The sequence below is a fragment of the Paenibacillus sp. PAMC21692 genome (assembly GCF_014303795.1).
Classification (GTDB): domain Bacteria; phylum Bacillota; class Bacilli; order Paenibacillales; family Paenibacillaceae; genus Pristimantibacillus; species Pristimantibacillus agaridevorans.
The window spans coordinates 8,487,258-8,512,021 of sequence record NZ_CP060293.1 but is presented as its reverse complement, the minus strand read 5'-3'; the positions used below and the strand labels follow the sequence as shown (position 1 = coordinate 8,512,021).

Here is a 24,764-nt window from a genome sequence, read left to right as displayed (position 1 = left end):
CGAATATGGAGGTAAACGGTAGTATGAAACCAAAAGTAGCAGAGACAGCCGGAAAGCTTGGAGTTGCTGCGGCTGAGCAGGCTGCGGCGATCATTAACGATTGTATTGCACGGCGCGGATTGGCGAGAATCGTGTTGTCGACCGGCGCATCGCAATTTACGTTCTTAGAAGCGCTTGCCTTGTGCAAAGTCGATTGGAGCAAAGTCGAGATGTTTCACCTCGATGAGTACGTGGGACTGCCGGTGACGCATCCGGCCAGCTTCCGTAAATATTTGCAGGAGCGATTTCTGTCCTATGCTGCCCGCGCCAAAGCCTATCTCGTTAATGGGGAGGCGGAGGATATTGACGCGCATATCGCGGAGCTGACTCGGGAGATTCGCCGTGCGCCGATCGACTTGTCGTTGATCGGAATAGGGGAGAATGCTCATATCGCTTTCAATGATCCGCCTGCCGATTTTGACACGACGGCTGCGTATAAAGTCGTTGAATTGGATGAAGCGTGCAAGAGCCAGCAGGTGCGCGAGGGCTGGTTTGCTTCCATTGACGAGGTCCCAAAGCAGGCTATTACGATGACGGTACGGCAAATTCTCGACAGTGAAACGATTATTTCCTGCGTACCTTATCAAGTAAAAGCGAACGCGATCATGCTGGCCCTGAGAGAGGAGATAACCGAGCAGGTACCGGCATCCATTTTGAAGATCCATAAGGATTGGCGTCTATTTCTGGATCAGGAATCGGCCTCGGAGCTGAGTGCATGAAAAAGTTTGCAATCGTCGGCGCAGGCGGCAGAGCGATGCAAATGTTCGCTGTCCCGCTGACCGCCGAGCTAAAGACGGATGTGGAGCTTGTCGGCGTGTATGATGTTAATCCGGTCCGTGCCCAATTGTTAAGCTCCGCCGCCAACGGCATAACCGTGTTTGACGATTTCGACCAAATGCTTCGGGAGGCCAATCCGGATGCGGTTATTGTGACGACTCCGGACAGCTTGCATGATTATTACATTATCCGCGCTCTCGAAGCGGGGTGCGATGTCATTTCCGAGAAACCGATGACCACGACGGCGGATAAATGCAGGGCGATATTGGAGGCGGAACGAAGGTCGGGCAAGAAGGTAACGGTGACCTTCAATTGCCGCTTTATGCCTTATGTGGTTAGAGTAAAAGAACTGCTGAAAGAAGGGGCGATAGGCCAAATTCACAGCGTTGTCCTCGAGTGGTCGCTGGACAAAAGCCATGGAGCGGACTACTTTCGGCGTTGGCATCGGCAAATGGACAACAGCGGCGGATTATTGATTCACAAATCGACGCATCATTTCGATATGATCAACTGGTGGCTGGAGGACGAGCCGGAGAGCGTGTTCGCAAATGCCGATCTGCTGTTCTATGGAACGAAGAGAGCCGAGCGAGGCGAGAGATGCTGGACATGCAGCCATCAATCGACTTGCGAATTTCATTATGATATTTCGGAAAGCGACTTTACAAGATCGATGTATCAGCAAGCAGAGCAGGCGGACGGGTATTACCGGGACCAGTGCGTATTCGGGGACGATATTGACATCTACGATACGATGTCGGTCAACGTCAAATATTCAAAAGGGACATTATTGACTTATTCGCTGCAAGCGTATAGTCCTTACGAGGGCTGGAAGGCGACATTCGTCGGTACGAAAGGCCGGCTCGAAGCAGAGGATTACCAAAGCGGCTTCGAAAAGGGAGAGAGGAACGAAATTCGCCTTTATAACAGCGCGGGGGAACGGATGACCTTGCACAGTCGGAAAGCATCGGGCGTCCATGGCGGCGGAGACCCTATTTTGCGCAAAATGATATTCACCGACGATGTGGCGGATCCGCTTGGGCAGCGGGCAGGTTCCAGAGCAGGCGCGATGTCGTTGATTATAGGCGCGGCTGCCAACCTGTCTATTGAAGAGAAACGGTTGGTTGCGATCAGAGAACTGCTCGCCTAATTTGAGGTTAAAAATCGGACAAATAGCCCTTAAACCATGAACAAGCGACCGTAGCTGGTCGCTTGTTTGTTTGTAGAACCATTTATCTTTGTTTTATCGTAGTTGATCAAGGAGGTTATATCAGAAAATATACTTCGGTCTCTTAGCGTCTTCAAGGCGTTTCTTGCGTTGTCTATCCCCCAAACACGGAGCGTATTGCCTCAAGGTAACCTAGGCCGTGTACGGTGTCTGGCTCGATGTAACTACCCTCGGTCCATTCGTTCCAAGAGTTGATCGTAACGATTGGCGGGAGCGTTCCGCTGCGGTCTAGGAACTCCTTTACTGCGGCGAGCGATTTGCGAAATTGCTCGGGTGTATTGTCGACCAAAATTGGTGTAAATGGGTAGCCAAGATTGGCGTGGATATCCGATTGAACGGTACGCGGACTGCTATCCCAGCCCATCGAAACGTTAGGGAAATAAGGTAGTCCGTATTTGCCGAAATCCTGGCGATAACTCTCCCAACCGGCCTCTGCTAGTTTGGCATAAGCCGGATAATCTACCGTAAGCCTCCATTTACTCGCCAGTAAGAGGGGTGGCAGAAGTAACGTTCGATCATATAGTCGCTGGCTGCTTCGAACGCTGGCAGCGACACCTGGCCGCTGTGCAGCAGGGTATGGTCCATTCCCCGTTTGTATGGAAAGATGTTAATCCAATCGTGGTTAGCCCACATGAGGGAGAATTTGAGCGGATCGTTGTTGCTCGCTTTAAGGAATCCTTCCTCCAGTGCTCGATTTAGAAATGGACCGTCCTCGTACCAATACCAATCGTAAATAAAGGTGTCGATTCCATATTCCGCTGTATGGGCGATCTGCCTCTCTGCAGTCTCGGGCTTGGACTCATCCAGATATCCCCATAGCGGAACTTTGGGTTGCTCATGACCGGGGAAGCGAGGTGTCGCTCGGCGGACAAGTTCCCATTCCGTCCATCCTTCGCCATGAACGGCCTCGTTGCGCGTCTCTTCCTTAAACAGCTCGCGAAAGCGGCTCGGGGACAAATGAACGGAGGATGCGATGTCATGAAGTTGTATCGGCGACCGATAATGGGTCTCCATCCACCGGATGGCTTGTCCGACCCGTTCGCTGCGGGGAGGGCATAGACTTTTGCCACCCGTCGTAGTCAGTTCACGGACGATCAGCGCGAGCAAGTTAAGCAATTCGCCTCTAAGCAGAAGTTCTGCTCCGAATTCTCTTTCTGCAAAAGCAGCATACATCGAGCGCAGCAACGATTCGCAACCTTGACGATCGGAGATTGAAAAGACGTACGGCAGCTCGATATCGGATAGACGGACGATTGGGCGATCCGTTAGCTCGGGCTCAACGGGTATAAAAGCTTCTGATCGAAATGGACTGCGTAGTAGTGAAACATACTGTCCTTAGGAACGATGCATGAATGCCTGACCATGGGAGAGAGGAATATCATATCTCCCGGTCCAGCTTTATGAAGCTTTTGGTCGATCGTGTACTCACAGCTGCCTGCTACGACAAACTTCATCTCGTAATCGTAGATGATGCGTGGAGGAAGGCGGTAACTGTCGTTGCTTTGGATGTGCTGCACCAAGCGAACATAGGGCGCCAGTTCTAGCAGGTTGATCGTTCGCACCGAAGTCTCATTTCGCTTCATATGAATCCACCTCGCCCCCATTGTTGGCTAAATAGTATCATAGGGGCAGAGATTCCGTCCATTCTCGACGGTCATGTTTTCTTTGGAGAGAAAACTATAGAATAGGTAAAACAAAATACAAACATGTGAATGATAGAGCAGTTCCCTTACTCTATATATGAAACCGCTTACCTGGGAGGGTGAAAGATCAATGAAAAGACGAGTATCGTTAGTAATCGCATTTCTTGTTATGTTTGCTTCACTTGGCATAGGTCAGTTATCATTTTCGGTTCAGAACGTTCATGCCGCGTATACCACGGAAATATGGAAAGCGGTAGACATCACAATGCATAGTTCAAAGAGCTACTCGAATCCTTTTATGGATGTAGAAATCAGTGCCACATTTACTGGGCCCGGAGGTATAGCCTTGACAATACCGGGGTTTTGGGATGGCGGGAATACATGGAAGTTTCGGTTTGCTCCCACCGCTACAGGCACGTGGTCGTATACAACGATTGCCTCCGATCCGACGGATACGGGGTTGCATGGACAAACCGGAACCGTAATGAGTCAACCTTATTCGGGATCCTTGAGTATTTATAAACATGGATTCGTAAAAGCGGATCCTTCGAACCGATACTTAACCTACAACGATGGAACGCCTTTCTATTGGTTGGCGGATACTCATTGGATGGGACTTTCTTATCGGGAAAGATGGGGATCCTCTAACGATTCGAGATGGTCGTCACAGTATAAAGGTATGGTGGATAAGCGTGTCAAACAAGGATTTTCGGTTTATCAGATGAACTTTTTCGCTTTCGAGCAAGGTGATGTGGATGCAACCGGAACCTACAATGAGGGCGGTCATGTTTGGAACTACAATCGGTATGATGCTGATGCTTCGAGTTTTATTACCTCTAGCACCACTTACGATAGTTATGTGGCCCACCCAACCAAAGCTCTGGACAATCGAGAAGGGACGATGTGGAAGGCTGCTTCGAATGTTTATCCTCAATGGTTTTCTATGGATCTAAAAGCAAATACGACACTTAGTAAAGTCGAAACCTTATTTGGAGAGAATGACACTTGGAGATACAAAATTGAAGGTTCGACCGATAATGTATCTTATACAACTTTGGTAGACCGCACATCGGGAGTTTCGGGCGATACCTTCTCCGATCCTGTATCGGCCACGGTTAGGTACGTCAGGATTACGATAACGGGAGCAACAGGAGGCAGCACTCCCTCCATTCGGGAGTTCAAGGTATTTAATGCTGCGAATTCTCTAATGAATTGGAGTGGATTCGCGTCTGACCTAAATCCCGGGTTCTGGCAAAACAGCGATCTTCGAATTCAATATGCTGTCGAAAAAGGGCTCGTCGTTGCATTGGGCATTGACTGGGGAAGGTTGTTGGAGAGCGGTAACGAAGCGGATTACAAAAGGATGGCCAGGTATATAGTAGCCAGGTACGGCGCTTATCCAACGGTGTGGACAGGCGGCGGGGAATATGGTCAGGGTAGTGCGGCCAGCTGGAAAAATGTGCTCGATTATACCTACGCTATAGATGCATACAAACGGGCCAATACTCTTCACAATGATTACACGAATACGATAGCGTTTCGAAATGACGATGCTTATCATTTCGATTTTCTGCAGGGAGGCCATGGCGCATTACTGGACAAAAGCTACTGGTTGAATCATTACAATGAAACTCCGACCAAGGTTGTAATCGAAGGCGAAGCCAATTACGAGAATATCAACGGCATACCTTCTTATTACACGAGGGAAACAGCATGGAATGCGAATATGGCTGGCAGTGCCGGGTTCTCATATGGTGCTGAAGGCTTATGGCAAGCCACTTGGGATAGTCATGACACTTGGCAAGTTTGGGGAGGAACTCCGACTCCTTGGTACAATGCCATAGATAAGCCTGCCGGAGAACAAATGCGCTATATGAAAGACTTCTTTGAAGCCGCGAATTGGTGGACGCTGGAGCCAAATCATTCTGTTATCTCTTGGAGCGGAGCTCCTTCGGGAACGCAAAGCCCGGCAGTGAAAACAAACTCGGATCGATCATCGATTGTTGCTTATTATCCGTCAACGACAACGACATATAGCGGAATTTTGAATGGATTGAATGTTTCGGATACCTATATGGCAAGATGGTTAAATCCACGTACCGGAAAATATACGACGATAACCCCTAATTTTTCGCCGAATACATCGGGGCAGTGGAGTATTCCCTCCCAGCCTTCCACGGAGGATTGGACATTATGGGTTACCAAAATAACCAATAGGGCGAGTCCGCCAATTATGAGCACCGGGGGAGGAACGTATGACTCCATGTTGGGCGTGGCGATGACGACGACGACTAGTGGCGCAACCATTCATTACACTACCGATGGGACGACTCCGACGACGGCAAGTCCTGTTTACACAGCTCCTTTGCTAATTACGTCTCCTTCACCCGAAACGATCGTTATAAAAGCTATAGCGGTTAAATCAGGAATGACAACTAGTCCTCAATCGATTGAATATTATAAGCTGTTGACGCAAAATGTTGCTTTTAACCGGACTTACAGCAGTTCCTCCCAATACGATGCGAGTCAAACTGCCGCAAAGGCGTTCGATGGTACTGCTTCCAACTGGCAGGCGGCATCGGGTAAATATGCAAATGAATGGCTGCAAGTCGACTTTGGCGGCAATGTAACATTTAACTCCGCCGTAATTAGCGAATATGGAAATCGTACAACGGGATTCCGCGTCGAATACTGGAACGGTTCTGGATGGTCTACGGCTTATACGGGAACAAACATTGGCGATTATGGTACTCCTTTGACTGTAACTTTTCCTAGCGTAACCGCAAGTAAAGCACGACTGTTTTTTATTGGCGGTACTGGTTTTCAACCCATCATTTACGAGTTTGAGCTCTTAAATCGCAATCATGCATTAAATAAACCATTGTCCAATTACGCCGGTTCTTCGCGGTACGACGATAATCAATCCGCCGATAAGGCGTTCGACGGTTCGTCTTTAACAAACTGGCAGGCTGCCAACAATCTTTTTTCGGGGCAATGGCTTTCGGTTGACTTCGGTCAATCGGTTACTTTCAGCAAAGCCGTAATAACCGAGTACGGAAACCGCACGACAGGCTACAGGGTTGAATATTGGAACGGTTCTGCATGGGCAACGGCATATACGGGAACGACGATTGGTGACGTAAACACGCCAAGGACCGTAACTTTCCCCGCAGTAACCGGAAGCCAAGCGAGAATCTACTTTACCTCCGGAACCATGCAACCTATTGTATACGAAATTGCAATCTACTGAGAGTAGCGCTTGAACGAAGAATTGAGGATCAAGCTCCTTCCGGATGTAACGGAAAGGAGCTCTTGCCGTTATCAAATACAATCCGAACAAGTTCAACGCATCATTGACTGACGGCAGTCCCTTCCGTGAGAATAGAGATTGGTTATGGACACGAATTCGATGCCAATCAATGACAAGGAGAGGTTCGCAGGTGAAAATCGTTCGTTTCATTCGATCGAAATTACATTACAAAATGATTTTGATCTATTCTCTATTAACGCTAGTTCCTTTGATCATTGTGAGTGCAACCTTCTATGTAACGTCGAAAGAAATTCTTGAACATAATGTTGATCAATCTTTTAAGCAAACCATGTCCGAAACTTCGGATAAAATCGATGGAGTTTTCAAAGCGTTTGCTAACGAAGCTTCAGACATCGGCGACAATTTGTTCGTGTACACGCTGCTGCGCAACGCTTGGAACCCTGATCAATATCCACTATCGCCATCCGAACGTACGGCTTTGACAGAAAGAGTGGAAGCAATGCTGTGGATTGAGTTAGGCAATATGGGCAAAAACATTGGCGATTTCGCCGATTCCATTCACATTTTTGACGTTCAAGGCAAACAATATTTTGCGGGTGCCGAATCTGAAATCCAGTATTACGATGCGATTGTCATTATGCCGTTCGAAAAACAAGGCATTCCGGAGTGGGCATTTTTTATCGATAATCGTAGGCTTATCTGCAATTTGCAGCTCGTTGATTCAGCAACAGGTACCGTACTAGGTAGTTTGGTTGTCTTGTTAGACCCAATCAAAGTTACTGCATTATACGACTCTTATGAAAGTGGCTCGTTTTTTATCACGAACGCCAGTAATATTGTGATGTCCACCGACAATCAAAATAGAATCGGCCAACTCATTCCCACGCAAGCTATGGGTGATACGATCACGACGGAACTAAAATCCAAATCGACGGGATTTAAGTATGTAAGCCGCATTCCTGTATCCGAAGCAAGTGCGGGCATCCGAAAATTGGCCGTCTTCTCGATCGTGGTAGCGCTTGCATCGTGGGTGGCTGTAATCGTCATTACCTATTATGTACTGAGAAGAATTACAAGTCCTTTGGCTACGTTAAGCAATCTCATGCGCAAAGCGCAGAAGGAAAACTACCAGCTCATAGAAAATTTCGGTTCCCATGATGAGATCGCACAGCTTTGCCATAGTTTTAACCGGATGATCATTGAAACAAAAGAGTTAATCCAGAAAGTATATAAAGCGGAGCTCGAGCAGAAGGAGGCCCAATTGGCGGCGATACGAACGTATTTCAACCCCCATTTTCTGCACAACACCTTGGAATACGTCAGCATTTTGGCCAAATCCAAGGACAAGATCGATCGGATCCCCTACGTCGTGAAAAGTCTGTCCAGCATCATTCGTTTTTCCATTTCGCCTGGGGAAGCCTTCGTTTCTTTGGACGTCGAAATGAAATTTGCGAAAATCTATATGCAGATTCATCAATATCGATTCGAAAACCGATTCGAATATCATATCGACCTGCCCGATCACTTGAAGCAGGTCGAAGTTCCGAAGTTAATTCTTCAACCTATTATTGAAAATGCGTTCATTCATGGCATCGACCATATTCGCGGGAAAGGCCGAATCGACATTAGAGCTTACGAAAGTCAATTCAACCTCGTCATTGAGATTGAGGACAACGGCGGTTCTGCACAACCTCGCGCTCGCGAATCCAAAGGGATGGGATCAGGCTTAAAGGGCATAGAATCCCGTATTAGGCTGCATTTTGGGAATCGTTATGGCATTGCGAAGCTGCAAGGCGAGCATGGAATGGTCGTAAAGCTTCTTATGCCCATCATAATGAAAGAACTAACGGATGTCTCAACTGAAAAGGAGATTGCATCGCCATGAAACTATTTATCGTCGATGACGAAAAGGCGGTTAGGGATTACATCGTCTCCTTGTCCGCCTGGAATCGTATCGGTTGTACGATTGTCGGACAAGCGGCCGATGGGTGGGAAGCGTACGAAACAATATGCAGGGCAAAAGATAATAGGCCGGATGTGCTAATCACGGACATTCGCATGCCCTCCATGGACGGCATTGAATTAACTCGTCGTATTCTCGATGTCTGTCCTGATATGAAAGTGATATTTCTGACGGCGCATGGCGAATACGAATATGCCAAGCAGGCCGTAAAGTTAGGCGTTGTCGATTTTATAACGAAACCGTTTCATGAAAACGAACTCGTAGATCGAGTTCAATGGATCAGAGATCATCGAATGGAACGTCGGAGACCGGATTGGGTCCAACAGGAGGCATGGATTCAGTCGCTTTTGACAATGCCGCAACGGGAGATGCCCGGATCGCTTGACTTGCCCAAAACGTTGAATCAACCAGCCATTTTCTTTTTTATTGAAATCGACAATTCAGGTTTATTGGACGATTTGGGGAAACCGTTTACCAGCCTTACTTTACGAGAATTTATCGCCGACGTTATGACATCGTTCCCTCATACTTACTGGTCGGCCCTAGCGCAGAGTGGTCTATATTTAGTTTTGTTCATGTCCCCCTCTGCCACGAAGGAACAATCCGTACACGAAGCGATGGAGGTGGCCCGGAAGATCCTGGGTGCTATTGGCGAGTCATGCGGCTTTAGTATTTCGATCGGCATTAGCGATTTGCTGCCATCTGTGACGGAGCTTCGCAGGGGACGTGAAGAAGCCAAGAAATGTTTGGAATACCGGATGTTGATAGGACGGAATTCGATCGTTGCTTACTCCGCTATGCTCTTAATGCAGGAGCAGAAACGAGAGCAGTCGGAGATGAATCGTTCCGAGCTGTCCGATCTCTTGCGCAGAGGAGAACAGGAGCCGCTCTCCGATTATTTAAGATCCAAGAGCAGAACGTTCATGATGGAAGGAATAAGCAAAACGCGTATCCAGGAAGCCTGCATGGAGATGGTGGAGACTGCGGGCCAAATCCTGCATTCGTTTGGTATCCAACCAAGTCCCGAGGAGACAATTGCTGTCCGCAAAGACGTACTGTCTTATACCATTCTGTCGGATTTAATGGCATTTATGGAGTCGTTTTTGAAAAATACGGCATCTCAAATTAGTACTGTCAGACAGAATACGCCCATCCATTATATCGATGCCACGATGAATTTTATCGAACGACGATATATGGAAGACATCACGCTGCAAATGTTGGCAGAAGAACTTTTCGTCAATTATTCGTATTTAAGCAGGTTAATTAAGAAAGAAACCGGACGGAATTTTAGCGATGTATTGTGGGAACACCGTATCAATATCGCTAAGGAGAAGTTGTCGACGACAAGCATGAAGCATTATGAAGTGGCATATGCCGTAGGGTTCAAGGATGCAGCCCATTTTAGCCAACTATTTAAAAAACTGACTGGGAAAACTCCCAGCGAGTATAAAGGGTAAGGAAAAATACAGAACAGTTCAAGACAAATGGACATATGTCGATTCTTGTTTCGAAACGATAAACTTATGGATATGGAGGCTAGTCGACGGGCTGTGCCAATCCTAATCACATCAAAATGGAGGTCAAATCTATGAAAAGAAAAAGAACGCTTCTCGTACTGGTAAGCCTATTACTAGTTTCGCTGGTTTCGGCATGCGGAGCAAATAACGAACCCCAAAATGCGATTGCAACGGGTTCAACTACTTCTGAGGGGAGTAAAGCTACGCCTGGATCCAGCGGCGGAAAAGACGAATCCTTTACGATTCGAATCGGGACTTGGTTTATCGATGACCGGCCTTTCATGCAAGAGTTCAAGACGAATGTTGAGAAGTCCTACAAAGAGAAATATCCGAATGCTACCATCCAATGGGACATTACACTCGGAGATGCGTACGCGGATAAGCTGAAGGCGGAGCTGGCCTCGGATACGGCGCCGGACTTGTTTTTCCACCAAGGTAAGACAGCGGTGTTCGGAGAAGTAGGATATTTGGCGGATTTATCCGGCGAGGCTTGGGGATCTGAGCTGAATCCGGGAACGAAGAGCGCTTATTCGTACAAGGACACGGTATACGCACTTCCTATGGGCATCGCCTCGAGCGGAATTTGGTACAACAAGAATATATTCGAAGATCTAGGGATCGAAGTGCCGAAGTCGTGGCTGGAAATGGAAAGCGCTTTCGAAAAAATTCAGTCTGCAGGGATTACACCTGTAGCTGCAGGTTTTAAAGACGCTTGGACGGCAAGCATGACATTTAATCTGTGGATGCAGCCTCATGGCTACGAGAGCAGTCCAACGTATGGCAAGGATCTTTACGAAGGCAAGAAACGACTGGACGGACCGGAAGTTCAAGCGGTCATGATGCATCTGCAAGAAATGGTCGAGAAGGGTTACTTGAACAAGAACGCGCTCAGCATTGATTGGCCGCAATCCGCGGATCTGTTCACTTCGGGCAAGGCGGCCATGATCGCTCAAGGTCCTTGGATGCCAGGCACCGCTCAGGAAAACTTCCAAACGAAAGGCCATACGGCATTCGAACTCGGATACCTCCCGTTCCGAACAGAAAAAGGGTATGCCAAGTTGTCGCTAGGTATTGACCAATCGCTCTCGGTGAACGCCAAAACAAAGCTCCTTCAGCAAGCAAAGGATTTGGTAGCCGTTATCGCGAGTCCGGAAGTCTATGGGCCGTTTAATGTGGGTAGCGGAACCGTTCCGGGAATCCAGGGCATGCAGCTCGAATACCCGAATGCCGCGTTAAACGATTTGTTGAAGGTTGTTGACGAGACGGAATCCGGTATCGGATACGAAGCTTACTTGCCTGCTTCAGCTATGACGTCGCTAACGGAGACTTTTACGAAGGTAGCCTCGGGCATCAAACTTGATGTAAAAGATTTGACGGAAGCCCAGAAAAAGTTGGAGAAGGACATAGGAACTGTCATTCTCCCGGCAGAGTAATCGAAGACCATATTCATTCGGCCGGCCCCTCCTCGAGCGGCCGGTCGAATACTAAACAGGTGATGTTATGATGAAGGCAAGCACCCGGGAGTGGTGGGCTGGTTTTTGGTTCATTCTTCCGGCAACGGTATTATTCTCGGCATTTGTATTTTACCCTTTTGTTTCAAGCATCTACTATTCGTTTACAGAATGGGACTCCATTCGTCCTGCTAAGTTTATTGGTTGGGACAATTATGCGTTTTTGCTTGAAGACTCCAAAATGCTTCAGGCGGCCAAAAACACGATCTTGATCACCATCTTCGGAATTGTTGTCCAAAATCCCTTGTCCTTACTGTTGGCGATCTTGTTGAATCGTTCTTTCCGTACGAAAATTTTGCTCAGAGTCGCGTTTTATTTACCGGTTGTCGTAAGTCTTGTGGTCACCTCTATCGTGTGGGGCCATATTTTGCAGTATGAAGGTTTGCTTAACGGATTTCTGGAACGTATGGGGCTGCATAGCTGGGTGCGCGATTGGCTGGGAGACACACGTTCCGTATTTCCGACCATTATTGCATTGACGCAGTGGCAAGGACTCGGGTACTGCGCGGTGATTTATTTAGCCGGACTGCAAACCATCCCCCAGGATTTGTACGAGGCTGCGAAAATGGACGGCGCCAAGGCGTTAAACCGATTTAGACATGTCACGCTTCCGATGCTTATGCCCGCGACAACGATCGTCGTTTTTATGACCATCGTCGGCGGCTTAAAAATGTTCGATATTCCATACATCATGACAGGCGGGGGCCCTGGTTCTGCTTCCTATACCCTGACGCTTGCTATTTATAATGCCGCATTCCGGGAAAATACGTACGGCTATGCCATTTCGGGCGGGATTGTCTTGATGATCTTTATCATGATCGTTACGCTGATCCAGTTGAAGATCATGCGACGGAAAGAGGTGGAGATGTAATGAATAAGCGCTCCGCCAAGCGGAAAAACCCTACGGGCATAACGTTGGAGATTATATTAATCATTGCTGCTTTCATGTTTTTGTATCCGATATTTTATCTCATTCTGACAAGTTTTAAATCTCCAGCTCAAATCAATCAACCTTTAGCAATGCCCGACTCTTTATATTGGGGCCATTATGAAAAAGCGATTGAAAAAGTAAACGTGTTGCTAGGTCTGTTTAATACCTCCGTCATTAGCGTTGGATCAATCGGGCTGTTGGTCATTATCTCTTCTATGGCAGGTTATGTTATAGCGCGTATTCCGCGTAGGTTCTTTCAGTTTCTCTTTTTTTTCTTTATCTCGGGCATGGTCATTCCGTTACAAACAGGCATGATCCCCATTTTTAAAATGGGAGTTGCCTTGCATCTGATTGATACGCGCACTTTCATGATCCTGTTATACGCGGCAGGAGCGCTACCAATGGCGATATTCATGTACTCGGGTTTTACGAAATCCATTCCAAGGGAAATCGAAGAATCGGCTGCCATTGACGGGTATGGAAAGTTTCGTGCGTTCTGGTTGATTATTTTTCCTCTTATGCTTCCGGCTACAGGGACTCTTATTATGTTAAATATATACGGGATCTGGAACGATCTTTTCGGTCCGCTTCTTTATTTAAAAGATCCCTCAAAGATGACTCTAATGTCTCAAATCGTGCAATTTAAGGCCAATCACCAATCCATCGATTATGGTCCGATTTTTGCGCTGTGCGTGATGGCGACTTTGCCGCTGGTCGTTTTATTCATCTTTACACAAAAATATATGATGAAAGGACTCGTCGCTGGTGCAATCAAAGGCTGATCGCGTTTTCACCGCTAAAACTCAGAGGTCAAAAATGCATGGTTTCGGTATTGGAGACCTTCGCGTCGAATACAAGGGAAATCCGATCGGGATTGGCGTACGCATCCCCCGGTTTAGTTGGAAGCTTTTCGGCATGGGGAGGGCAATTCGACAAAAAGGATATCATCTCCAAGTCTCTGAGAACGATCCGTATTTCGAAAATCCGATCTGGGATACCGGAGAGATAGGCTCGGACCAGTCGGTGCACATCGTATATGATGGACGCCCGCTAAGGTCTCGTCAAGTCTGCCATTGGAGAGTTCGTGTTTGGGACGCGAAAGGACGAGTAAGCGACTGGGAGTCATCTTTCTTTGAAACGGGTATTTTGGATTTTAGAGAATGGAAGGCTCAATGGATTACATTTGATCCAGGGAAACATAATCGCCCATGCGAAGCCTTACCCTTATTGCGGAAAGTTTTTAAAGTGCATTCTCCCTTGCGTTCCGCAAGAGTTTACGCGACGGCTCTTGGGTTGTATGAATTGGAGATTAACGGCAAACGTTTAAACGATCAATTGTTTACCCCTGGGTGGACAAGTTATCACAAACGGCTTCAGACCCAAACCTTTAACGTGACGGAGTATATCCGCAAAGGTGATAATTCGATTGGAATGACTCTCGCCGATGGCTGGTACAAAGGCAGGATAGGAGGACACCCCTGCGATTTTTATGGGGATCGTCGGGCCGCATTGCTTGAATTGCATCTCGTCTACAAAGACGGCAGCGAACAGGTAGTCGTTACAGACGGTTCCTGGCGCGCGGAGACGGGGCCGATTTTATTGGCTTCCATTTATGATGGAGAAACCTATGACGCCAGGCTCGAGAAGGATGGTTGGAGTCTGCCGGAATACGACGATCAAAATTGGTTGTTCGTTGAAACGTTGGAGCGCTCCAAACATATGCTGATCCCACAGGAAAACGTTCCGACGGTAATCGTAAAAGAACTTAAACCCGAGCGGGTTTTGCATTCGCCGGATGGCGAGACCATTTTGGATTTCGGCCAAAATATGACCGGTTGGGTTTCCTATTCAGCATCAGGTGATGCAGGAGCGGTCATTGAGCTGATACATGCCGAGGAGTTGGATTCGGACGGTAACTTGTACGTCGAAAATTTGCGTTCGGCCAAGCAGATGACCCGATATATATGTAAAGGAACGGGAAATGAACGGTATGAACCGAGATTTTCGTTTCAGGGCTTTCGTTATGTGAAAGTGAATGGTTATCCGGGGGACGTGATCTCCGAATGTTTTACGGCGCATGTCATAAGTTCAGACTTGGAAGAGACGGGTACTTTCGAATGTTCGGACCCGCTTGTCAATAGATTGCAAAGCAACATTGTATGGGGACAGAGAGGAAACTTCCTTGAAGTACCTACGGATTGCCCGCAACGGGATGAGAGATTGGGATACACGGGCGATGCTCAGGTTTTCGTTCGTACAGCTGTCCATAACATGAATGTTGCCGTTTTTTTTACAAAGTGGCTGAGGGATTTGAAAGCGGACCAATTGCCTGCCGGCGGCGTACCCAACACGATTCCCGACACGTTGCCGGGGTGGGAGATGCATTCCGCCTCCGGATGGGGGGATGCCGCGGTTATTTGTCCATGGACAATTTATCTATGTTATGGTGATCTGCGCCTGTTAGAAGAACAATACGATAGCATGAAAGCATGGGTCGAATTTTTGCGGGGTTCGGGGGAACAGGAATATCTTCGAAATGACGGTTTTCAATTCGGGGATTGGCTAGCGTTGGATGCTCCGGCGGGAAGCTATACTGGTTCGACGCCAAAGGACTTCATCGCGACTGCGTTTTACGCTTATTCCGCAAAATTGCTCTCCAGATCCGCCTTGGCGTTAGGTAAACACGAGGATGCGGCCATGTACGAGGAGTTATTCGCCAACATTCGCGTTAGCTTTAATAAAGAGTTTGTTACGAGTACGGGAAGATTGGTATCCGCTACTCAAACGGCACACGTATTAGCTCTTCACTTCTGCTTGGTGGAAGGTTCGATACGCAAAAGAGTGGAGAAGGACTTTATTCGGTTAATTGAAGAATCGGAGTATAAGTTGACTACGGGATTTCTTGGGACACCTTATATTTGTCCGACGCTTTCGGATATCGGGAGAAACGATCTGGCTTATCGGTTGGTGTTATCCCGCGACTATCCGTCCTGGCTTTATTCCGTACAAAATGGCGCCACTACGATCTGGGAACATTGGGACGGACGGAAATCGGATGGTTCGTTTTGGAGCAAAGATATGAACTCCTTTAATCATTATGCATTTGGAGCGATCGGGGAGTGGTTATATCGCTTCGTGGCAGGCATTGACACGGCCCAAGACAGACCGGGTTTCAAGCATATTCAAATCAAGCCGCTTCCTAACGATGGGCTTTGTTACGCCAAAGCGACCTTTAAATCCATGTATGGGGAAATTGTTTCCGGTTGGAAAGTCGCGGACGGGGCGGTGAACATAGAAGTAACGATTCCCCCGAATACGACGGCCACGCTTGAATTGCCGAACGCGCTTCAGGACCGGGTGACGGAGCAAGGCGCACGGCTTGATGAAGCAGAAGGGGTACGGATCATCGCGCTCTACGATTATCGGATTATTCTGGAATTGGAATCGGGCTTCTATCATTTTCAATATCAATGGAGTGCCTCGAGCTAGAGGGGAAATAGCTGAATACTTGCGAACATCACCGTTCGCTAATGTGAACGGGATTATTTCTTTGCCTCTTCGCAAGTATCGGAAATATCCTTATCTTTGATTAGTTGCAATAGAAGCTCGAAAAATAGCTTTTGCTGCTCTACCGAAAGATTTTCCAGCACCTTGTTTGCGATTTTATCTTGGTAAACAAGGGCTTGCTCAATATTGGACTGAGCGAGCTCCGTAAGCTGGATCAGCGTAGCTCGCCTGTCAGTTGGATCCGGAATACGAACGAGGAGCTTATCCTGTTCAAGAGCATCAACAAAATCGGTAACGGTTCTTGCTTTGATACCTAATTTAGCAGCTAATTCATTCATGCGAATTTTCCCGGTTTCCGCAACGACGGAAAGTAGACGCAGCCTGGGACCTGTGAGTGGAAAAGGCGTGTCAAACGCCGTTAACTGGGATTGAAACTCTCTTTGAATGAAATAGGTTGATCTCATTAATATATGGATAACGTCTATCGCCTTTGGATGATCGGTGTTCATGCATCAACTACCTCCTTGTTATATTTGGTAATTATTTATACTCGCAAATTGGTAGGTGTGATGAATATGTGGATACTCTTTAAGAGTATGCACATAGTATAACCCCATAATGCGTATTCAGCAATCATTCCAAATACAGGATATCTTTGTCCCGGTTCGCTCGATGTCGAGTGGACCGGGCTTTTTTTGGTCAAGATTACTGATAATCAATAATCATAGATAATTGCCGAAAATATGATGTAATATAGATTTATATAATGTCTTAGGGAACAAGAGGAGGATTGCAATGGGTTTTTTTGACAAACTAAAAGAAGGCGCGTCGAAAGCAGCGGATAAGGCCAAGGATTCCGTTGAGGTTATACGATTGCATTCGCAAATTTCAAGCAAACGCGGCGAGATCGAAAAGCTTTATGCTCAAATTGGCAAAGCGGTATATCAGGCACATACAACCGGTCAGTCAACATCCGCTCTGGAACTGGTTCAGACAGCCAGCCATACGATCAATGTTATCCAACTCGAGATTGTGCAGCTGGAGAATAAAATAAAAATCATTAAGGCTGAGAAGGATTGCGTTTGCGGGGAAGTATTGCCGTTCGAAGCGAAATACTGCTCCACCTGCGGTCATAAATTTGAGCATACACTTGCAGAGTCGGCACCGGAAGTTATTGTAGTCAACGCAGCGGAAGCGGGAGAAGTTATGGCTCTCGAAGAAACGGGCAAAGCTGAAGCTCACATTGGAAAAGAGGAAGCGGTTGCGGCTGCGGCAAGCGAAACCTGTCCTTCCTGCAAGGCTGCGCTCGGAGCGGATCGGATATGCGAAAATTGTGGAGCTTCCGTACTCTAATACATCACTGGCGAATGTTATCGTAAACCGAGTCGAGATATGCGATCGCGGCATGTTCGGCCTCTTCCTTGCGCACCAGCCCTGCGGTCTCTTGGCGCAATCGCTTATAAATCTTGATTGAAGCCTTTAGGGCGTGGTAACAGCTTAAGGCGTTGTGGAGCGGATGCGTCAGCAAACGGATAAATAGTTGTGTTTTAATTATGACAGCCTTAATGTCATAATTAGTTTGGTATTCTTCTCTTGTATCCGCCAATCGAGAGGAGAATGGTCCATGAACACTACAAACAATAATGAAGCAATCCGCCCATACCGCATCGAGGTTTCTCAGGCTGAACTTGCCGAATTGAAGGATCGGCTGGCTCGCAGCCGATACCCGGAGTTGCCGGAAACAGGCTGGGAGCGCGGCGTGCCGGTCCCGTACTTGAAGGAGCTGGCAAGCTACTGGCAGCATGAATTTGACTGGCGCGCCCAGGAGAGCGCGTTGAATGACCTTCCCCATTACATGACGTCAATCGACGGGCAAAATGTTCATTTCCTGCATATTCAATCTCCGGAGCCGGATGCCAAGCCGCTTTTGCTGCTGCATGGCTGGCCGGGATCGTTCGTGGAGTTCCTGGACGTCATCGGCCCGCTCAGCAATCCTTCCGCTCATGGAGGAGATCCGAGCGACGCTTATCATCTCGTCATTCCGTCTATCCCGGGCTTTGGCTTCTCCGCTCCGCTCGCTAAGACAGGCTGGACGCCTGGCAGAATCGCAGAGGCGTTGCTTCAATTAATGGAGCGTATCGGTTATAACCGTTTCTGCGTACAAGGAGGGGACACGGGCGCTTTCATCGCTCCCGAGCTGGGCCATCTGGCGCCGGAGCGTCTTATCGGCATCCATATGAACGCGCTGCTCACGTTCCCGTCGGGCGAGGAGGGCGAGCTGGAGGCTTTGACGGAGGAGGAGCGGCAGCGGCTGGCGAGCATGGAGAGCTTTAACGACGGCTATCTGCAGATCCAGTCCAAAAGTCCGTACACGCTGGCATACGGGCTTACTGATTCTCCTGTGGGGCAACTGGCTTGGATCGTCGAGATGTTTAAATCGCTTACTGCTCCGGCCGAGGAGCTGCCGGAGGTTTCTATCGACCGCGACCGGATGCTGACGAACGTCAGTGTCTATTGGTTCAGCGGCACCGCCGGCTCGTCTGCCCAGATCTACTACGAATCCATGAACGATCCTATGGCGTGGGTACCCAAGGGAAGAGGAAGCGTCGCGACCGGGGTGCTTGTATCCGTATCGCATGACCCGACTGTACGGACTCTGGCCGAGAAAGCTCACAACATCACTCATTGGACGGAGTCTTCGGAAGGCGGTCATTTCTTCGCGATGGAGCAACCTGCCCGGTTCGTGGAGGATATTCGTCAGTTTTTCCGCACGATGGCATAGTGGTAACGTAGAGAACGGGGTGTGGGGATGAAGCTGGATCGGATGCTCGCGATTACGCTGGAGCTGATGTCAAAGAAGCGCGTAAGGGCGGCCGATCTGGCTGCCCGGTTCGAGGTATCTACGCGGACCATCTACCGGGAGATCGAGCTGATCAACCAAGCTGGCATTCCGGTAGTCTCCTATACCGGCGCGGACGGCGGGTTCGAGCTGATGGACGGCTTCTTCCTGACCAAGCAGCACTTCACGGTGCAGGACTTTTCCGTCATCTACCGGCTGCTGCAGAGTGTGGAGGGCGCAGTCGGAGACAGGTATACAAGGATGAAGGATAAGCTCCGCAGTCTGCATCCCAAGCTGGAGAGCGGGGAGCATGCCGACGATCTCTTCTTCGATCTGAGTACCTCGGAGCCCGATAGGGAGACGGTTCGCGGCATCTATGGCGCTATCGGACGCAAGAACGTCATCGCATTCGCTTACCAAAGCGCATCCGGCACGATGAGCGAGCGACGTGTGGAGCCGACCCGACTGTTTTGGGAGCGCGGCGCGTGGTACGTCGAAGGCCATTGTCTCACCCGCTCGGCCAGGCGGTTGTTCCGCGTATCCCGAATGAGCGGACTGGTGATCGCGAACGAGACGTTCGAGCCGCGTGGAGAGACGGAATCGGTGGTCCCCGAGCAGCCGCCGCTAGGCATTCATGCTCACCTGCGCTTCGACAAAAGCGCCGACCCTAGAGTTTCGGAGCAGTTCCCCGGCGAGTGCAGTCATGAAGGCGACTATATCGACGTGAGAACGGTGTTCTACAAGGAGGAGTATGCCTTGTCCGTTGTGCTGAGCTATGGAGCCAAGGTTGTAGTGATGGAACCGCCTGAGCTTCGAAGAAACTTGCTCGATGCGCTGGAGGAAATTCGCAGGCGTTATGATGGGCTGGCATAAGGAAGCAACGATGGGACAAATACCAATGGGACAAATACAGTTTGTTATTATCTTGCCGATATGGTACAATGAGTTTATTGGAATTTTGACCGCAATTCGCATATTGCAGAGGGTTATTATTTTAATTAATAATCTTGTGCAATATGTGAATTTTTATTTTAATTTCGATAAAATAAGAGGTCATATAAAAATATGGAGGTGTTTCTATGCAAACGGGAACAGTTAAATGGTTTAACGCAGAAAAAGGTTTCGGTTTCATCGAGGTTGAAGGTGGAGACGACGTATTCGTACACTTCAGCGCAATCGTTGGCGATGGCTTCAAATCGCTGGACGAAGGACAACGAGTGGAATTCAACGTTGTTCAAGGCAACCGCGGCCAACAAGCCGAGAATGTTGTCAAGCTGTAAGTGAGACATTGTCCCCAGACTTAGCGTTTGGGGCTTTTCTTTTTTTTCGAGTGATGCGAAGGGGGAAGGTTCGATGGCTTATTCATGGAATAAACCGCTGGATAATTTGCCTGAGGAATTGACCACCATCTGGTCATGCGGCAGAGACGATTGCAACGGCTGGATCAGGGACAGCTTCTCGTTCAAGGAGCAACCCACATGTCCGATGTGCAAGTCGGCGATGATCCGGAGCGAGAAATTGCTGCCGATCCTGGTCACGACGGATCAAGAGATCAAGCATTACAGGAAGAAACAGAGAGCTGAAGGAATTAGCTAAATAGGTGCGGAAGAACACCCAAGCGGGACGACGAGTCCTTGCGGGGTGTTTTTTTTGCCGTTTACGTCATTCTAACGGCTGCGTGCTGGGTGCGCCATTGGAAATTTTTACAAGCGGGATAATAATTGTGCGAAAATACACAATTAAAATGACGTAAGAGCAATCTATTCACACATTTGTACATATATACACAAATTTTGGTTCAAAGAGGTCCCGAACGACGATATGAAGCGATAAATTGTGTATTTTCGTACAATTTGCTGTGCAGGAGCTCTATTTGCTTAAGAAATTGGGGATAAATGCACAAATGTGCAGAGAGGCCGATTTTGAGCTATGCCATGTACAGATCTCCTCATCTATTGCCGTTATGCGAAAGCTGAAAACCTAGCTGAAGCGATATTTCCAGTGCCGCTTGTTTAAGCTTTTGGATAAGCCCTGGCAAGTGCTGCTCCTCAAATTTGATCTCGAGACCTGCGATGCTTATAGCTGCAATTATTTTACCGGAATAATCGAAGATCGGAGCGCCTAACTCGGCCGTATAGTTTTCCAGCTCGGCCCGACTAAAGCTATAGCCGACTTCTCTGGAGTGATTTAGAATATCTCGAAGCTGCTCCTTATTCGTAATCGTTCCCTCTCCGACGGGCCTAAGCTCTATTGTATTTAAATAGTGCTCTCTTTCCTCGGCCTCTAAATGAGCAAGAATAATCCGCGACGAAGCTCCCGCATATAAAGGAGCCCTTCTTCCGATTTTCGTAAATAGTCTTACAGGCTGGTCCGTATCCAGCTTTTCGATATAGATGGCTTCATTGCCGTTTCGTATAGCTAAATGGACGGCTTCTTTAACGTCGCTGCTCAGTTTATGCATGATTGGCAAGGCGCTTTTTCGAATGTCCAGCCGCTCGCTCACTAGATGACCAAATTGTAAAAACAACAATCCCAGCCTATATTTTCCTTCATGGTCTTTTTCTAATAAACCCATATCCTCCAAAGAGCCGATCATGCGATGTACGGTTGTTTTAGGCATGTTGGACAATTTAACCATATCGCTGATCGTCAATTGTTCGTGATGCAAAAATAAATGGAGCAGATCCATAGAACGTACGACTGTTTTGTTTTTATGGTTCGAAACGGTAGGAATACTCATAAAATCCTCCATATTTTAAGCTGCTTCAAGCAGTGATGGGCGAATGTGTCGATTACCAGTATACACGGAAAATGGCTAACCGTATAACGGAAGGAAAAAAATGATTGATTTTCGTTTAAATCCGACTATAATTATCGATATATATGAGATTGCTTTACGGAACAACAGTTCCGTAATTCGGAACACTGAACTAGTCGATTTATCATGAATTGAAATAGGGGATGTTATGGTCGCGAAGATTACGAATTACGAAATGGCTTCGCTTGGGGATAGCGCGATAATGGTTAGTTTGGGAAATCAGGTGGATGAGGCCACTCATCAACGGGTCATGATGCTGTCGCATTATCTGGAACAGCACTCGTTTTACGGCATGATCGAATATATTCCAGCCTATACTTCGGTGACGATCGTTTATGAGCCCTTGCAGGTGTATATGGGGATGCTGCAGAGGGCGGAGGCTGATCCGGAAGCCGATCCCGAGCTTGACCTTTCTCCCTATGAGATTGTAAGCAAGTGGCTGGAAAGTGCTTTGCAACAAGTGCAGCATACGGCGGCCGCGGAACCTGCGCTGGTGGAAATTCCGGTTTGCTACGGGGGAGAGTTTGGTCCCGATTTGGAATTTGTAGCTGCGCAAAACGGAATGAGTACAACAGAGGTTATCCAGATTCATTGCAGTCGCGATTATCTGGTATACATGCTTGGTTTTGCGCCGGGATTTCCTTATTTGGGCGGGATGGATGAACGGATTTCCGCACCGCGGAAACAAACGCCCCGTCTAGTCATCCCAAGCGGGACGGTGGGGATTGCGGGCGAACAGACAGGCATTTATCCCATTTCAACGCCGGGTGGCTGGCAATTAATCGGACGAACGCCGGTTTCGTTGTTCTTGCCGGATAAAAATCCTCCTACATTATTGAAGGCCGGCAACAGGATTCGTTTCTATCCAATATCACCAATAGAGTATGACCAATGGAGTCGGATATAGAATGGGCATTTATGTGATTAAACCTGGCGTCCTGACAACGATACAGGATATAGGAAGATTCGGATACCAAAAATTTGGCGTTGTTGCTGGCGGAGCGATGGATACATTAGCGTATCGCGTCGCAAATATATTAGTTGGCAACGAGGAAGCCGAAGCGAGTCTGGAAATTACCGTTGTCGGGCCAACTTTATATTTTGAGCATGCCGCTCTCATTGCGATTTGCGGAGCTGCATTCAAACCAATGATTGACGGGGAGGAGCTTCCGCTATGGAGGCCTGTATGGATAGAAGCTGGACAAACGTTACACATGGGATCCGCGAAGCAAGGGATGCGCGCTTATATCGCGGTTGCAGGCGGATTTAAGCTTCCTAAGCCGATGAATTCCTATTCTACTTATTTGAGGGCGCAAATAGGCGGATTAGAAGGAAGAATGCTGAAAGCAAACGATGTATTGCAAATCCGTCCCCCGAACGAACGATCCGCAAAAATAATCGACAAATTGAAGCGAGAGAACAAGAAGGGCGATTCCTTCGCATCCGTTTCATGGAAAGTGTCGGATGAGCTGCTTCCTCGGTATTCCTTACAGCCCGTGTTAAGGGTTTTGCCGGGGAGCCAGTTTGAGTTTTTTAAGCCAGAGAGCCTTCAATGCTTGTTTCAAGAGCCATTTGTAGTTGAGCCCCAGTCTGACCGTATGGGATATAGGTTAAAAGGAGCCGCTCTGCAATTAAAGGAAGCAAGAGAACTTCTTTCAGAGCCGGTTGTAATGGGGACGGTGCAGGTTCCATCTGACGGCAATCCCATTGTGCTCATGGCCGATCGTCAAACAACGGGGGGATATCCTAAAATCGCACAGGTCATTTCGGCAGACTTGCCGCTGCTGGCACAAGCTCAAATCGGCAATCCAATCAGGTTTGAGCTTATTGATATAAAGGAAGCGCAAAGATTAAAAATGATTATGGACCTGAGCCTGCTTCAACTGCAAACAACGATTAAAATGTACAGCTTATAGAGGTTGTTCACGATCTGATAGAGGAGGATGGATATGAAGGTTATTGATTTAAACTGCGACATGGGCGAAAGCTTTGGGGCCTATCGGCTGGGTTATGACGAAGAAATATTGCCATTTATCACTTCGGCCAATATTGCTTGCGGCTTCCATGCGGGGGATGCGGGGACGATGAGGAAAACGGTCAAACTGGCCATAGCAAACAACGTTTCGATTGGAGCTCATCCCGGACTGCAGGATTTAATCGGATTTGGACGTAGAAAGATGGATATATCTCCGCAAGAAGCCTATGACATTGTTGTCTATCAAATTGGCGCTCTTGGAGGTTTTGTTCAATCGGAAGGCGGGAAGCTCCAGCACGTAAAGGCTCATGGCGAGCTATACAATATGGCAGCCACCAATGCCAAATTGGCCGAGGCTGTTGCAGAAGCCGTGTATAAAGTAAATCCCGAATTAATTTTGTTTGGTTTGGCAGGAGGAGAGCTGCTGAAAGCGGGCAAGCGTATCGGTCTGCGTACGGGAAGCGAAGTATTTTCGGATCGTACCTATCAATCCGATGGAACGCTGACGTCCAGAAGGGAACCTGACGCCATGATTACGGACGAACAACAAGCGCTGGCACAAGTAATTCGCATGGTTAAGGAAGGAAAGGTCCTTACAAGGCAGCAGGTTGATATCGATATTGAAGCCGAGACGATATGTATTCACGGTGACGGTATCCGTGCGCTGGAGTTTGCAAGGACCATTAATCAGGCGCTAACCGCAGCCGGCATAACTGTACAAGCATTACAAAAATAATAGTCGCTA

General features: G+C 48.0%; 22 protein-coding genes. 17 read left to right on the top strand and 5 right to left on the bottom strand.

The window, feature by feature from the left end; translation table 11 throughout:
- Positions 1-23: 23 nt before the first annotated feature.
- On the top strand, positions 24-758 hold the full coding sequence (locus H7F31_RS33670) for a 6-phosphogluconolactonase (RefSeq protein ID WP_187102424.1): 735 nt from the start codon (positions 24-26) through the stop codon (positions 756-758).
- Positions 755-1,963, top strand: a complete 1,209-nt coding sequence (locus H7F31_RS33665) for a Gfo/Idh/MocA family protein (RefSeq protein ID WP_187102423.1) — start codon at positions 755-757, stop codon at positions 1,961-1,963. Before H7F31_RS33670 ends, H7F31_RS33665 begins: the two co-directional genes overlap by 4 nt.
- A 172-nt stretch (positions 1,964-2,135) precedes the next feature.
- Here H7F31_RS33665 and H7F31_RS34660 read toward each other — a convergent pair whose 3' ends face one another.
- The 3 genes from H7F31_RS34660 to H7F31_RS33650 form a co-directional block, all read right to left on the bottom strand.
- Positions 2,136-2,528, bottom strand: coding sequence for a glycoside hydrolase family 99-like domain-containing protein (locus H7F31_RS34660; RefSeq protein ID WP_397374792.1), 393 nt, complete (start codon positions 2,526-2,528; stop codon positions 2,136-2,138).
- Positions 2,501-3,226, bottom strand: coding sequence for a glycoside hydrolase family 99-like domain-containing protein (locus H7F31_RS33655; protein ID WP_187102422.1), 726 nt, complete (start codon positions 3,224-3,226; stop codon positions 2,501-2,503). Before H7F31_RS33655 ends, H7F31_RS34660 begins: the two co-directional genes overlap by 28 nt.
- Positions 3,227-3,306: 80 nt before the next feature.
- Positions 3,307-3,624, bottom strand: a complete 318-nt coding sequence (locus tag H7F31_RS33650; protein ID WP_187102421.1) for an AraC family ligand binding domain-containing protein — start codon at positions 3,622-3,624, stop codon at positions 3,307-3,309.
- Positions 3,625-3,781: 157 nt separating this feature from the next.
- Here H7F31_RS33650 and H7F31_RS33645 point away from each other — a divergent pair, with 157 nt between their 5' ends.
- The 7 genes from H7F31_RS33645 (at position 3,782) to H7F31_RS33615 (ending at position 16,369) form a co-directional block, all read left to right on the top strand.
- Positions 3,782-6,934, top strand: a complete 3,153-nt coding sequence (locus tag H7F31_RS33645) for an apiosidase-like domain-containing protein (RefSeq protein WP_315970543.1) — start codon at positions 3,782-3,784, stop codon at positions 6,932-6,934.
- Positions 6,935-7,124: 190 nt separating this feature from the next.
- Entirely contained in the window at positions 7,125-8,840 is a 1,716-nt protein-coding gene (locus H7F31_RS33640) for a sensor histidine kinase (protein WP_187102419.1), read from the top strand.
- Entirely contained in the window at positions 8,837-10,378 is a 1,542-nt protein-coding gene (locus H7F31_RS33635; protein WP_187102418.1) for a response regulator, read from the top strand. The genes H7F31_RS33640 and H7F31_RS33635 overlap by 4 nt, the downstream gene beginning before the upstream one ends.
- A gap of 131 nt (positions 10,379-10,509) precedes the next feature.
- Positions 10,510-11,871 carry an ABC transporter substrate-binding protein gene (locus H7F31_RS33630; protein ID WP_187102417.1) on the top strand — a complete coding sequence of 454 codons (1,362 nt, stop codon included), beginning with the start codon at positions 10,510-10,512 and terminating at the stop codon, positions 11,869-11,871.
- 70 nt (positions 11,872-11,941) lie between these two features.
- The gene (locus tag H7F31_RS33625) at positions 11,942-12,820 is read left to right on the top strand and encodes a carbohydrate ABC transporter permease (protein ID WP_187102416.1); all 879 of its coding nucleotides are present in this window, start codon (positions 11,942-11,944) and stop codon (positions 12,818-12,820) included.
- A complete protein-coding gene (locus tag H7F31_RS33620; RefSeq protein WP_187102415.1) occupies positions 12,820-13,662 on the top strand; it encodes a carbohydrate ABC transporter permease in 843 nt (280 codons plus the stop codon). Before H7F31_RS33625 ends, H7F31_RS33620 begins: the two co-directional genes overlap by 1 nt.
- A gap of 475 nt (positions 13,663-14,137) precedes the next feature.
- On the top strand, positions 14,138-16,369 hold the full coding sequence (locus H7F31_RS33615) for a glycoside hydrolase family 78 protein (RefSeq protein ID WP_261800239.1): 2,232 nt from the start codon (positions 14,138-14,140) through the stop codon (positions 16,367-16,369).
- A 53-nt stretch (positions 16,370-16,422) separates the two neighbouring features.
- Here the strand turns inward: H7F31_RS33615 and H7F31_RS33610 are convergent, their stop codons facing one another.
- Positions 16,423-16,896: a MarR family winged helix-turn-helix transcriptional regulator gene (locus tag H7F31_RS33610; protein ID WP_187102413.1), complete on the bottom strand. Its 474-nt coding sequence runs from the start codon at positions 16,894-16,896 to the stop codon at positions 16,423-16,425.
- 286 nt (positions 16,897-17,182) lie between these two features.
- On the opposite strand from H7F31_RS33610, the gene H7F31_RS33605 reads away from it, so the two are divergent.
- The 5 genes from H7F31_RS33605 (at position 17,183) to H7F31_RS33585 (ending at position 20,822) form a co-directional block, all read left to right on the top strand.
- Positions 17,183-17,740, top strand: a complete 558-nt coding sequence (locus H7F31_RS33605; protein WP_187102412.1) for a double zinc ribbon domain-containing protein — start codon at positions 17,183-17,185, stop codon at positions 17,738-17,740.
- A 271-nt stretch (positions 17,741-18,011) separates the two neighbouring features.
- The gene (locus tag H7F31_RS33600) at positions 18,012-19,169 is read left to right on the top strand and encodes an epoxide hydrolase family protein (RefSeq protein WP_187102411.1); all 1,158 of its coding nucleotides are present in this window, start codon (positions 18,012-18,014) and stop codon (positions 19,167-19,169) included.
- Positions 19,170-19,196: 27 nt separating this feature from the next.
- Complete coding sequence (locus tag H7F31_RS33595) at positions 19,197-20,099, top strand: helix-turn-helix transcriptional regulator (RefSeq protein ID WP_187102410.1); 903 nt, start codon at positions 19,197-19,199, stop codon at positions 20,097-20,099.
- Between the two features lie 206 nt (positions 20,100-20,305).
- Positions 20,306-20,506, top strand: a complete 201-nt coding sequence (locus H7F31_RS33590) for a cold-shock protein (RefSeq protein WP_087567460.1) — start codon at positions 20,306-20,308, stop codon at positions 20,504-20,506.
- Positions 20,507-20,579: 73 nt separating this feature from the next.
- Positions 20,580-20,822, top strand: a complete 243-nt coding sequence (locus H7F31_RS33585; protein ID WP_087567459.1) for a cold-shock protein — start codon at positions 20,580-20,582, stop codon at positions 20,820-20,822.
- Between the two features lie 352 nt (positions 20,823-21,174).
- Here the strand turns inward: H7F31_RS33585 and H7F31_RS33580 are convergent, their stop codons facing one another.
- Positions 21,175-21,966: an IclR family transcriptional regulator gene (locus H7F31_RS33580; RefSeq protein WP_187102409.1), complete on the bottom strand. Its 792-nt coding sequence runs from the start codon at positions 21,964-21,966 to the stop codon at positions 21,175-21,177.
- A 226-nt stretch (positions 21,967-22,192) separates the two neighbouring features.
- On the opposite strand from H7F31_RS33580, the gene pxpB reads away from it, so the two are divergent.
- The 3 genes from pxpB to H7F31_RS33565 are packed head-to-tail and all read left to right on the top strand — an operon-like array spanning position 22,193 to position 24,755.
- Positions 22,193-22,951: a 5-oxoprolinase subunit PxpB gene (pxpB, locus tag H7F31_RS33575; RefSeq protein ID WP_187102408.1), complete on the top strand. Its 759-nt coding sequence runs from the start codon at positions 22,193-22,195 to the stop codon at positions 22,949-22,951.
- 1 nt (position 22,952) lies between these two features.
- A complete protein-coding gene (locus H7F31_RS33570; RefSeq protein ID WP_187102407.1) occupies positions 22,953-23,960 on the top strand; it encodes a 5-oxoprolinase subunit C family protein in 1,008 nt (335 codons plus the stop codon).
- Positions 23,961-23,993: 33 nt separating this feature from the next.
- Complete coding sequence (locus H7F31_RS33565; protein WP_187102406.1) at positions 23,994-24,755, top strand: LamB/YcsF family protein; 762 nt, start codon at positions 23,994-23,996, stop codon at positions 24,753-24,755.
- The last annotated feature ends 9 nt before the right edge of the window (positions 24,756-24,764 follow it).